The 11575-nt window shown below is 73.4% G+C and carries 7 protein-coding genes; 5 read left to right on the top strand and 2 right to left on the bottom strand.

All coding sequences use genetic code 11. The features are described from left to right. Positions 1 to 332 precede the first annotated feature (332 nt). From ACFYZF_RS03735 to ACFYZF_RS03725, 3 genes are all read left to right on the top strand, one after another. Positions 333 to 4094, top strand: a complete 3762-nt coding sequence (locus ACFYZF_RS03735; protein WP_387015567.1) for a multifunctional oxoglutarate decarboxylase/oxoglutarate dehydrogenase thiamine pyrophosphate-binding subunit/dihydrolipoyllysine-residue succinyltransferase subunit — start codon at positions 333 to 335, stop codon at positions 4092 to 4094. Positions 4095 to 4212: 118 nt separating this feature from the next. Next, complete coding sequence (locus tag ACFYZF_RS03730) at positions 4213 to 4392, top strand: DUF6104 family protein (protein ID WP_350886925.1); 180 nt, start codon at positions 4213 to 4215, stop codon at positions 4390 to 4392. A 119-nt stretch (positions 4393 to 4511) separates the two neighbouring features. Further along, positions 4512 to 5402: a glycoside hydrolase family 6 protein gene (locus tag ACFYZF_RS03725; RefSeq protein ID WP_387016054.1), complete on the top strand. Its 891-nt coding sequence runs from the start codon at positions 4512 to 4514 to the stop codon at positions 5400 to 5402. Positions 5403 to 5405: 3 nt separating this feature from the next. Here the strand turns inward: ACFYZF_RS03725 and ACFYZF_RS03720 are convergent, their stop codons facing one another. Beyond that, positions 5406 to 7616 carry a bifunctional polysaccharide deacetylase/glycosyltransferase family 2 protein gene (locus tag ACFYZF_RS03720; RefSeq protein WP_387015564.1) on the bottom strand — a complete coding sequence of 737 codons (2211 nt, stop codon included), beginning with the start codon at positions 7614 to 7616 and terminating at the stop codon, positions 5406 to 5408. A 1-nt stretch (position 7617) separates the two neighbouring features. Further along, a complete protein-coding gene (locus ACFYZF_RS03715) occupies positions 7618 to 8253 on the bottom strand; it encodes a hypothetical protein (RefSeq protein WP_387015561.1) in 636 nt (211 codons plus the stop codon). A gap of 123 nt (positions 8254 to 8376) precedes the next feature. Between ACFYZF_RS03715 and pta the strand changes: the two genes are divergently transcribed. Together pta and ACFYZF_RS03705 are read left to right on the top strand one after the other, a co-directional pair. Next, positions 8377 to 10446, top strand: a complete 2070-nt coding sequence (gene pta / locus ACFYZF_RS03710; RefSeq protein WP_387015558.1) for a phosphate acetyltransferase — start codon at positions 8377 to 8379, stop codon at positions 10444 to 10446. After that, positions 10443 to 11561 carry an acetate/propionate family kinase gene (locus tag ACFYZF_RS03705; protein ID WP_387015555.1) on the top strand — a complete coding sequence of 373 codons (1119 nt, stop codon included), beginning with the start codon at positions 10443 to 10445 and terminating at the stop codon, positions 11559 to 11561. Before pta ends, ACFYZF_RS03705 begins: the two co-directional genes overlap by 4 nt. The last annotated feature ends 14 nt before the right edge of the window (positions 11562 to 11575 follow it).

The following is an 11575-nucleotide window of genomic DNA, read 5'->3' as shown; positions in this document are numbered from 1 at the left end:
GGGCGGGGGGGGGGGGGGGGGGGGGGGGCCCGCCCCGCGGGGGGGGGGGCCCCCGCGGCCCCCGGGCGCCCCCCCCCCCCCCCCCCCGGGGGGGGGGGCCCCCCCACCCCCCCCCCCCGGGGGCCCGGGCCCGTTCCAGCCGGCGGTCAACTGAACACGCGGCGTCGACCGGACTTCTGCATCTTCTGTGAAACGGACCACGCGCCGGAGCCGGAAATGCCTAGCGTGTTCCTACGGCGTAGCCTGGGGGCCGTCTCCCGTCCACCCGCGTACCGGGCAACGGCTGACACCGCGTGACACACAAACCCGCGTGAAAGAGGCGATTACCGGCCGTGTCGACCCAGCAGACTTCGCAGGAGAACCCACTGGCGGGTTTCGGCCCGAACGAGTGGATCGTCGAGGAGATGTACCAGCGATACCTCGCCGACCCAAGCAGCGTCGATTCGGCCTGGCATGACTTCTTCGCCGACTATCGGCCGGCGCCAGGCGCCGCCACACCGCGCCCCGACGGCAAGGCCGACAAGGCGGCTGCCGCCGCGCCGGAGCCCGCCGGGCAGCAGGAGGCCGCAGCCGCCGTCGCCCAGCCGGTTGCGAAGGCGGAGCCGGCCGCACCGAAGGCGGAGCCGGCTCCGAAGCCCGCCGCGCAGCCGGCCCCGGCGAAGGCCGCGCCCGCGAAGCCCACCCCGGCCGCGAAGCCCGCCGCGCCCGCCAAGGCCGCCCCGGCGAAGCCGGCCGTCTCCGGCCCGCAGACCACTCCGCTGCGGGGCGTCGCCGCGAAGATCGTCCAGAACATGGACGCCTCGCTGAGCGTGCCGACCGCGACGAGCGTGCGGTCCGTCCCGGCCAAGCTGCTGGTGGACAACCGCATCGTGGTCAACAACCACCTCGCCCGCGGGCGAGGTGGCAAGGTCAGCTTCACCCACCTGATCGGGTACGCGATGGTCCGGGCGCTCGTCGAGCACCCGGAGATGAACAATTCCTTCGCCGAGGTCAACGGCAAGCCGGCGATGGTCCGCCCCGAGCACGTCAACCTGGGCATCGCGATCGACCTGGCCAAGCCCGACGGCTCCCGCAACCTCGTGGTCCCGTCGATCAAGGGCTGCGAGCGGATGGACTTCCGGCAGTTCTGGCAGGCGTACGAGGACGTGGTCCGTCGCGCCCGCCGCAACGAGCTGACCATGGACGACTACTCCGGCACCACGATCTCGCTGACCAACCCGGGCGGCATCGGCACGGTGCACTCGATCCCGCGCCTGATGGCCGGGCAGAGCGCCATCATCGGCGTCGGCGCCATGGAGTACCCGGCGCCGTACCAGGGGATGAGCGAGGCCACCCTGGCCGAGCTGGCCGTCAGCAAGATCATCACCCTGACCAGCACGTACGACCACCGGATCATCCAGGGCGCGCAGTCCGGCGAGTTCCTCAAGGTCATGCACGAGCTGCTGCTCGGCGAGCACGCCTTCTACGACCAGATCTTCACCTCGCTGCGCATCCCGTACGAGCCGGTGCGCTGGATGCGGGACGTCGCGGTCGACTCCGAGGGCCAGATCAACAAGACCGCGCGGGTGCACGAGCTGATCCACGCGTACCGGGTGCGCGGCCACCTGATGGCCGACACCGACCCGCTGGAATTCAAGATCCGCAAGCACCCGGACCTGGACGTGCTCCAGCACGGGCTGACCCTGTGGGACCTCGACCGGGTCTTCCCGGTCAACGGCTTCGCCGGCAAGCAGCGGATGAAGCTGCGGAGCATCCTCGGCGTGCTGCGCGACTCGTACTGCCGCCGGGTCGGCGTGGAGTACATGCACATCCAGGACCCGGAGGAGCGGCGCTGGATCCAGGAGCGGATCGAGCGCAAGTACGAGAAGCCCAGCACCGACGAGCAGAAGCACGTGCTCAACCGGCTCAACGCCGCCGAGGCGTTCGAGACCTTCCTGCAGACCAAGTACGTCGGCCAGAAGCGCTTCTCGCTGGAGGGCGGCGAGTCGCTGATCCCGCTGCTCGGCGAGGTGCTGGAGTCCTCCGCCGAGGCGGGGCTCGACGAGGTCGTCATCGGCATGGCCCACCGCGGCCGGCTCAACGTGCTGGCCAACATCGTCGGCAAGCCGTACGAGAAGATCTTCTCGGAGTTCGAGGGGCACCTCGACCCGCGCTCCACCCAGGGCTCGGGCGACGTGAAGTACCACCTCGGCCAGAACGGCAAGTTCACCACCCCGGACGGCGAGCACGCCGTCAAGGTGTCGGTGGTGGCGAACCCGTCGCACCTGGAGGCCGTCGACCCGGTGCTGGAGGGCATCGTCCGGGCCAAGCAGGACCGGATCGACCTCAAGCTGGAGGGGTACACGGTGCTGCCGCTGGCGGTGCACGGTGACGCCGCCTTCGCCGGCCAGGGTGTGGTCGCCGAGACGCTGAACCTGTCGCAGCTGCGCGGCTACCGCACCGGGGGCACGGTGCACGTGGTGGTCAACAACCAGGTCGGCTTCACCACCGCACCGGAGCACTCCCGGTCCAGCCTCTACAGCACCGACGTGGCCCGGATGATCGAGGCGCCGATCCTGCACGTCAACGGCGACGACCCCGAGGCCGTGGTCCGGGTCGCCCGGCTGGCGTTCGAGTACCGGCAGGCGTTCAACAAGGACGTCGTCATCGACATGGTCTGCTACCGCCGGCGCGGGCACAACGAGGGTGACGACCCGTCGATGTCCAACCCGCAGATGTACAAGATCATCGACTCGAAGCGGTCGGTCCGGAAGCTGTACACCGAGGAGCTGATCGGCCGGGGCGACATCACCGTGGAGGACGCGGAGGAGCTGCTGCGCGACTACCAGTCGCAGCTGGAGCGGGTCTTCAAGGCCACCCGGGACGCCGCCTCGGCACCGAAGCAGCCGGCCCGACAGCGCCGCGAGGACGAGCCGGAGCCGCAGGTGGAGACCGCCACCAGCGTCGACGTGGTCAAGGCGGTCGGCGACGCCCACATCAACCTGCCGGAGGGCTTCACCCCGCACAAGCGGATCCAGCAGTTGCTCGACCGGCGGGCCAAGATGTCCGTCGAGGGCAACATCGACTGGGGCTTCGGCGAGATCATCGCCCTCGGCGCACTGCTGCACGACGGGGTCACCGTCCGGCTCGCCGGGCAGGACTCGCGCCGTGGCACGTTCGTGCAGCGGCACGCGTCCGTGGTGGACGCCAAGACCGGCGCCGACCACCTGCCGTTGCAGTCGCTCACCGCCGACGGCGAGCGGTCCCGGTTCTTCGTGCACGACTCGCTGCTCAGCGAGTACGCGGCGATGGGCTTCGAGTACGGCTACTCGGTGGAGAACATCAACGCGCTGGTCGCCTGGGAGGCCCAGTTCGGCGACTTCGTCAACGGCGCCCAGTCGGTGATCGACGAGTTCATCTCCTCCGGCGAGGTGAAGTGGGGCCAGCGCTCCGCGGTCACCCTGCTGCTGCCGCACGGCCACGAGGGTCAGGGCCCGGACCACACCTCCGGCCGCCCGGAACGGTTCCTTCAGCTCTGCGCCGAGGACAACATGCGGGTGGCCATCCCGACCACCCCGGCGAGCTACTTCCACCTGCTGCGCCGCCAGGCGCTGTCGCCCAAGCGCAAGCCGCTGGTGGTGTTCACGCCGAAGTCGCTGCTGCGGCACAAGCTCTGCGTGTCCCCGGTCGAGGACTTCACCACCGGCACCTTCCAGCCGGTGCTGCGCGACACCGCCGCTCCGGCACCGGAGCAGGTGAAGCGGGTGCTGCTCTGCTCGGGCAAGGTCTACTACGACCTGTTCCAGGCCCGGGCCGACCGGGGCGTCACCGACACCGCGATCATCCGGATGGAGCAGCTCTACCCGCTGCCCGTCGAGGAGATCCGGGCCGCCCTGGCGCAGTACCCGAACGCCGAGGACTACGCCTGGGTGCAGGAGGAGCCGGCCAACCAGGGCGCGTGGAGCTTCGTCGCGCTCAACCTGCTGGAGCACCTGAGCGAGATCAGGCTGCGCCGCATCTCCCGCCCGGCCGCCGCCGCCCCTGCCGTCGGCTCGGCCAAGATGCACGAGGTCGAGCAGAACGCGCTGATCGAGGCGGCCCTGCCCCGCCCGTGACCTGACCGCACCGCGCGCAGCGGGGCAGCGACCGTCACCACGACGGGCCGCTGCCCCGCTCGCGTCGGCGGACCACCCGACCCGGCCGCCGGCCGGGCCCAGGAATGAGGACGTACGGATGTACTTCACCGACCGCGGGATCGAGGAACTGGTCGAGCGCCGGGGCGAGGAGTCGGTCAGCATGGAGTGGCTCGGCGAGCGGCTGCGCGACTTCGTCGACCTGAACCCCGAGTTCGAGACGCCGATCGAGCGGTTCGCCACCTGGTTGGCCCGCCTGGACGACGAGGACGAGGACTGAGCCGCCGAAGGGCCGGGGCGGCGGCCGGCGTCGCCCTGGCGCTGCTGCTCGCCGGCTGCGGCGCCGACCCCGCGCCCCGGGCCGGGCCGGACGACGACGGCGGGGCCGCGCCGACGGCCCTGCCGCCCGTCTTCTACGTCGATCAGGCGAACCCGGCCGGCGCGCAGGCGGACCGCTGGGCTGCACAGGGGCGCTCCGCCGACGCCGAGGCGCTGCGCGCGATCGCCGGTCGCCCGAGCGCGAAGTGGCTCACCGGCAACCCGGAGGTCCGCGCCGAGGTGGACGCCTTCCTGACGGCGGCGGCCGTCGCCGGGCAGACGCCGGTGCTGGTGGTGCACAACGTGCCGGACCGCGACTGCGCCCGGCGCGGGGCCGGCGGCGCCGGGGACGCGGCGGACTACCAGCGCTGGATCCGGGACCTGGCGGCCGGGGTGGCCGGCCGGCCGGTCACCGTGGTCCTCGAACCCGGCGCGGTACCGGACGCCCTGGCCGGTTGCGTGCCCGACGTCGCCGGCCGGCTCGCGCTGCTGCGGGACGCGGTGGCCGTGCTGGGCAGCACCGGCGGCGCCCGGGTGTACCTCGACGCCGGGCATCCCGGCTGGATCACCGACGTCGACCGGCTCGCCGCGGCGCTGCGCCGGGCCGGGATCGCCGACGCGGCCGGCTTCGCCCTCAACGTGGCGAACTTCGTCGGCACCGGGGAGAACGTCCGCTACGGTCACCGGCTCTCCGACGCGCTCGGCGGGGCGACCCGGTTCGTCGTCGACACCAGCCGCAACGGCAACGGCCCGCACCCGGGCCGTACCGTGGGCGGCGCGCCGAGCTGGTGCAACCCGCCGGGCCGGGCGCTCGGCGAGGAGCCCACGGCCGACCCCGGCCCGGACCGGGTGGACGCCCTGCTCTGGGTCAAGTTCCCGGGCGAGTCCGACGGCGCCTGCCGGCCCGGCGAGCCGGACAGCGGCGTCTGGTGGCCCGAGTACGCCCTCGACCTGGCCCGCCGCGTCCGCTGACCGTCAGCCGTTCCCGGCGCGGACGGTCGGGCGCAGGCCGGTGCGGCGCAGCTTCTGCCAGCCCAGCCGGCCGCCGGTCAGCGCGGTGACCACCGACTGGATCATCACCAGGTACATCAGCTGCCGGTAGACGAACTGCTGCAACGGCAGCACCCAGAGCACACCCAGCTTCTCCCGGTCCAGCCGGAACGCCACCACCGCGGTGAGGAACTGCACCGCCAGCATGGCCAGCCAGGCCACCACCGTCGCGGTCCGGTCGAGGAAGAACAGGCCGTACAGGGCGAGCAGGTCGATCACCGGCGCCAGCAGCGGCAGCAGCACCCCGAACAGGCTCAGGAACAGCAGGCAACGGCGGCTGAACCGGCCGGACGCGCCGTGGTCGAGCAGTGAACGGCGGTGCTTCCACATCGCCTGCATGGTGCCGTAGCTCCACCGGTAGCGCTGCTTCCACAGCTGGCCCATCGTCGCCGGGGCCTCGGTCCACGCCCGGGCCCTCTCCTCGTACACCACCTTCCAGCCGGCCCGGCCCAGGGCCATGGTGATGTCGGTGTCCTCGGCCAGGGTGTCGTCGGTCATCCCGCCGGCGTACACGAGGGCCTGCCGGCGGAACCCGCCGATCGCGCCGGGCACCGTCGACATGCACCGCAGGGTCTCGTAGAGGCGGCGGTCGAGGTTGAACCCGATGACGTACTCGATGTGCTGCCACTTGGCGATCAGGCTGTCCCGGTTGCCCACCTTGACGTTGCCGGCGACCGCGCCCACCTGCGGGTCGGCGAACGGCTGGACCAGCTGGCGCACGGCGTCCGGCTCGAAGACGGTGTCGCCGTCGACCAGCACCAGCAACTCGTGGCGGGCCAGCGCCACGCCGGTGTTCAACGCGCTCGGCTTGCCGCCGTTCGGCTTGCGCACGACCCGGACGTTCGGCAGGCCGAGCCCTTCGGCGATGTCGGCGGTCCCGTCCGTCGAGCCGTCGTCGACCACGACGACCTCGATGCCCCCGGGGTGGTCGCCGGTGGCCAGCGACCGGACCGCCGCGGCGATCCCCTCCTTCTCGTTGTACGCGGGGACGATCACCGACACCGGCTCGGTCACCGGCGGTCCCCAGGTCCAGTCCCGGGCCCGGCGGCGCCGGGCGTGCCGCCCGGCGAGCAGGAGCAGCAGGACGGTGCGGCCGACGGTGAGCACGCCGACGAGCACGAAGAGCACGCCGAAGAGGGTGAGCGTGCGGTCGGCGCCCCGCACCGCCCAGACCAGCATCCGGCCCTGCCACCGTTCCGCCCTGGACGCGACCGGGTTCCCGGTCACCTGGTGGTCGACCCCGGCCGCGGCCAGTGTCAGGTTCAGCCCCTCGGTCGCGGTGGTGAACCGGTAGCCCCGTTCCTTCATCAGCGGGATGAAACGGTCCAGGGCTGCGACGGTCTGGGCCCGGTCCCCGCCGGCGTCGTGCCACAGGCTGATCGCGCCCGAATAGCCGGCCGGCGTGGCGTTGGCGAGCATGGCGTCCACCCCGGGCAGCGCCCAGTCCCGGCTGTCGGTGTCGTTGAGCACGGTGAGGTAGCCCAGCTCGCCGGCCTCGGTGACCAGCGGCCAGTCCCGGTCGTCGATCGCGTCGGCGTGCGAGGAGTACGGGAACCGCATCAGCGAGGATCGGACCCCGGCCGCGCCGGCGAGCGCGAGCTGGGTCTGGGCGTACTCCATCCGTCGACGCCAGCCGGGCAGCGTGGTCAGGTCGGGATGGGTGAAGGTGTGCACGCCGACCTCGTGCCCGCCGGCGACCAGTTCCCGCACCAGTTCGGGGTGCCGGGCGGCCTGCGACCCGACCACGAAGAAGGTGCCCTTCACCTGGTGGGCGTCGAGGACCCGCAGCACCTCGCGGGTCCACTTCGGGTCGGGACCGTCGTCGAAGGTGAGCGCGACGGTGCGGGTGGGCAGTCGGTAGGAGCGGTTCTGGCCGTCGGCGGCGTTGACGATCGGGCCGCCGTTGACCACCTCGGCGGGCACCCGGTCCTGGCCGTCGTCGTGCTGCGCGCGGTCGGGGACGAAGGCGGCGTTCGCGTACGCCCCGACGAAGAGCACGCCGGCCAGGACCACGAGCAGGACGCCCAACAGGGCCCAGCTCGGCGGCGGCGCGGACCGGCGGGCCCGCCGGGTACGGCGGGTTCGGCGGGCCGGCGGCGGGGGCCGACCGGTGGACGGGTCAGCGGCTGTCCGCACGCTACTCGTCCTGTTCCGGAAGGGCCGGTGGGTCGACCACCGGGGGCGGGACGGCCGTGGGTGGCTCGGTGCTGGGCGGCACGGTCGTCGGAGGCGCCGTGGTGGCCGGGGGCGACGCGGCGCTCTGGCTGGGACGCGGGCTGCCGGCCGCCGGGGACGACGGCCGGGACGAGGGCGTGGCGGCGGGCGCGCTCCGGGTCGCCGTGGCACGGGTCGGGCCGGGGGCCGGCGTGGTGGGCTTCGCGGTCGTCGGGGCGGGGGCCGGGGCGGCCGGCGGCGCGGGCGCCTTCCAGGGGCGCTGCGTCGACTCGACGAAGGGCAGCACGTTCTCCGGGCGCACCGGCCCCCCGGCGAAGCTCACCCCGACCAGCGCGGTGTACGCCAGCCCGGCCAGCCCGGCGACGTACGCGATCCGCCGCAGCCGGGTCCCGCGCCGCCCGCTCGGGTCGACGAAGACCGGCGGCAGGTCGGGAACCGCGGCCAAAAGGGCCGTCGGACCGTCGGTGACGGTCGGCACCACGACCGTCGGACCGTCCGTCACGGAGAGTGGGGCCGTCGGACCGTCGGTCACGGGCCGCACGACGGCCGACTGCTCGGGCGGGGGCGAGGGCGAGACGATGGTCCGAGGGTCGGTCACGAGTGGCGAGTCTAGGAGCGCAGAGACCTGAAGTCCCTGGTCAGCGGCCTGAGTGAGACGAGGATCCCCCAGGTCGCGGAGGGGACGGCGGCGCTGCGGCCGGCGATCTTGTAGCGTGAGGGCGTGGCCCGGAGCGTGTATCTGACCAGTGTGGGTTCCGGCGGGGGGAAGTCGACCATCGCGCTCGGCCTCGCCGAGCTCCTTTCCCGACAGGTCGAGCGGATCGGGGCGTTCCGGCCCCTGGTCGCCGGGCGGGGCCCCGACCCGATCCTCGCCCTGCTCACCGACCGCTACCGGATCGACCTGCCGATGGCCGACCTGCACGGCGCCACCTACGCGGAGGCCACCGAGCTGGTCGCCGACGGCCGGCGCGAGGAGCTGATCTCCCGGCTCGTCGAGCGGTACCGGGACGTCGAACGGCGCTGCCCGGCGATGGTGGTGGTGGGCAGCGACTTCGCCGACGGCGGGGACGGCGCGGGCCCCCGCGAGCTGGCCTTCAACGCCCGGCTGGCCACCGAGTTCGGCAGCGTGGTGGTGCCGGTGATCGACGGCTTCGGGCAGGAGCCGGAGGCGATCGCGGCGGCCGCGCGCGGGGCGTACCACGACCTGGAGGACCTGGGCGCGACGGTGCTGGCGGTGATCGCCAACCGGGTGCCGGGGGTGATGACGCTGCCCGAGCTGCCCGTCCCCGCGTACGTCATCCCGGAGGTGCCGACCGTGTCGGCGCCGACGGTGGCCGAGGTGGCGGCGGCGCTCGGCGCCACCCTGCTGGCCGGCGACGACGCCGCGCTCGGCCGCGACGTGTTGGACTACGTGGTCGGCGCGGCACACGTGCCGACGCTGCTCGACCACCTGACCGAGGGCGCACTGGTGATCACCCCGGGCGACCGGGCGGACCTGCTGGTGGCGGCGAGCGCCGCGCACGTGGCCGGCCAGGTCTCCGTGGCCGGGCTGGTGCTCACCCTCGGTGAGCGGCCCGACCCCAGGGCGATGCGCCTGGTCGAGGGGCTGAACACCGGCCTGGCGGTGCTGTCGGTGCCCAGTGACAGCTACGACACGGTGGCCGCGTCCAGCCGGATCGAGGGGCGGCCCAGCGTGGCGAACCCGCGCAAGGTGGAGGCCGCGCTCGGCGCGTTCGAGGCCAACGTCGACACCGACGACCTGGCCCGCCGGCTGCGGGTCAGCCGCTCCGAGCGGGTCACCCCGCTGATGTTCGAGTACGACCTGATCGACCGGGCCCGGGCCACCCGCCGGCACCTGGTGCTGCCGGAGGGCACGGAGGAGCGGATCCTGCGCGCGGCGGAGATCCTGCTGCGCCGGGGCGTGGTCGACCTGACGCTGCTCGGCCGCACCGACGACGTCGCCCGGCGCACCCGGGAGCTCGGCATCGACATCGCCGGGGCGACCGTGGTCGACCCGGCGACCAGCGAGTGGCGCGACGAGTTCGCCGAGGCGTACGCGAAGCTGCGCGCCCACCGGGGCATGACCGCCGAGCTGGCGCACGACGTGGTCGCCCAGCCGAACTACTTCGGCACGATGATGGTGCACACCGGGCACGCCGACGGGATGGTCTCCGGGGCCACCCACACCACCGCCGCGACCATCCGCCCCGCCTTCGAGATCATCCGCACGGTGCCCGGGCTCTCGGTGGCCTCCAGCGTCTTCTTCATGCTGCTCGCCGACCGGGTGCTGGTGTACGGCGACTGCGCGGTGAACCCCGACCCGGACGCCGCGCAACTCGCCGACATCGCCATCTCCTCGGCCGACACCGCCGCCCGGTTCGGCATCGAGCCGCGGGTGGCGATGCTGTCGTACTCGACCGGGGACTCCGGGGCGGGGGCGGACGTGGAGAAGGTCGCGGCGGCCACCCGGCTGGTCCGCGAGCGCCGCCCGGAGCTGCTGGTGGAGGGCCCGGTCCAGTACGACGCGGCGATCGACCCGAAGGTCGCGGCCACCAAGCTGCCCGACAGCACGGTCGCCGGGCGGGCCACCGTGTTCATCTTCCCGGACCTGAACACGGGCAACAACACGTACAAGGCGGTGCAGCGCTCGGCCGGGGCGGTGGCCGTCGGCCCGGTGATGCAGGGCCTGCGCCGGCCGGTCAACGACCTGTCCCGGGGCGCCACCGTCCCGGACATCGTCAACACCGTCGCGATCACCGCCATCCAGGCCGCCGCCGGGGAGTCGTCATGAGTCGGGTGCTCGTCCTCAACTGCGGCTCGTCGTCCGTGAAGTACCGGCTGTACGACGGCGACGAGGTCAGCGGCTCCGGGACGGTGGAGCGGGTCGGCGAGCCGGGGGGCGGCCCGGCCGACCACGAGACGGCGGTCCGGGAGATCCTGGGCCGGCTGGACCTGGCCGGGCTGGTCGCGGTCGGGCACCGGGTCGTGCACGGCGGGCGGCGCTTCGCCGAGCCGGTGCTGATCGACGACGCGGTGTTCGCGGCGATCGAGGAACTCGTGCCGCTCGCCCCGCTGCACAACCCGGCGAACCTGGCCGGCATTCGGGTGGCCCTCGAGGCGCTGCCCGGCGTGCCGCAGGCCGCCGTCTTCGACACCGCGTTCCACCACACCCTGCCCGAGGCCGCCGCGACCTACGCGATCGACCGGGACACCGCCCAGCGGTACGACATCCGCCGGTACGGCTTCCACGGCACCTCGCACGCGTACGTCTCCCGGCGCACCGCCGAACTGCTGGGCCGGCCGTACGAGGAGCTGAACACGATCACCCTGCACCTGGGCAACGGGGCGAGCGCCTGCGCCGTGCAGGGCGGGCGCAGCGTGGCCACCTCGATGGGGATGTCCCCACTGGAGGGCCTGGTGATGGGCACCCGCAGCGGCGACCTCGACCCGACGATCATCTTCCACCTGCGCCGCGAGGCCGGGATGGGGGTGGACGAGATCGACGACCTGCTCAACCACCGCAGCGGCCTGCTCGGCCTGACCGGGGTGAACGACATGCGCGAGGTGCTGGCCCGCCGCGACGCCGGTGATCCGGCCGCCGCACTCGCCTTCGACGTCTACCGCCGCCGGATCACCGGGTACGTCGGGGCGTACTACGCCCTGCTCGGGCGGGTGGACGCGGTCACCTTCACCGCCGGGGTGGGCGAGCACGCCGCCGCGGTGCGGACCGCCGCGCTGGCCGGCCTGGAACGGCTCGGCATCGCCGTCGACCCGGGGCGCAATGCGGGCAGCGGCGACCGGGTGATCTCCCCGGACGGCACGGAGGTCGCCGTCTGCGTGATCGGCACCGACGAGGAGCGCGAGATCGCCCGGGAGACCCGCGCGGTGGTCGGGACGACCCACTGACCCGACCCGGCCAG

It is taken from the genome of Micromonospora sp. NPDC001898 (assembly GCF_042891255.1).
In the GTDB taxonomy this organism is placed as follows: domain Bacteria; phylum Actinomycetota; class Actinomycetes; order Mycobacteriales; family Micromonosporaceae; genus Micromonospora.
This window is presented reverse-complemented; position numbering and strand designations above follow the sequence as displayed.

Excerpts from the sequence above, each read along its gene's own strand:
- ACFYZF_RS03730 (WP_350886925.1), top strand. The coding sequence starts at position 4,213 with ATGTACTTCACCGACCGCGGGATCGAGGAACTGGTCGAGCGCCGGGGC.
- ACFYZF_RS03705 (WP_387015555.1), top strand. The coding sequence starts at position 10,443 with ATGAGTCGGGTGCTCGTCCTCAACTGCGGCTCGTCGTCCGTGAAGTAC.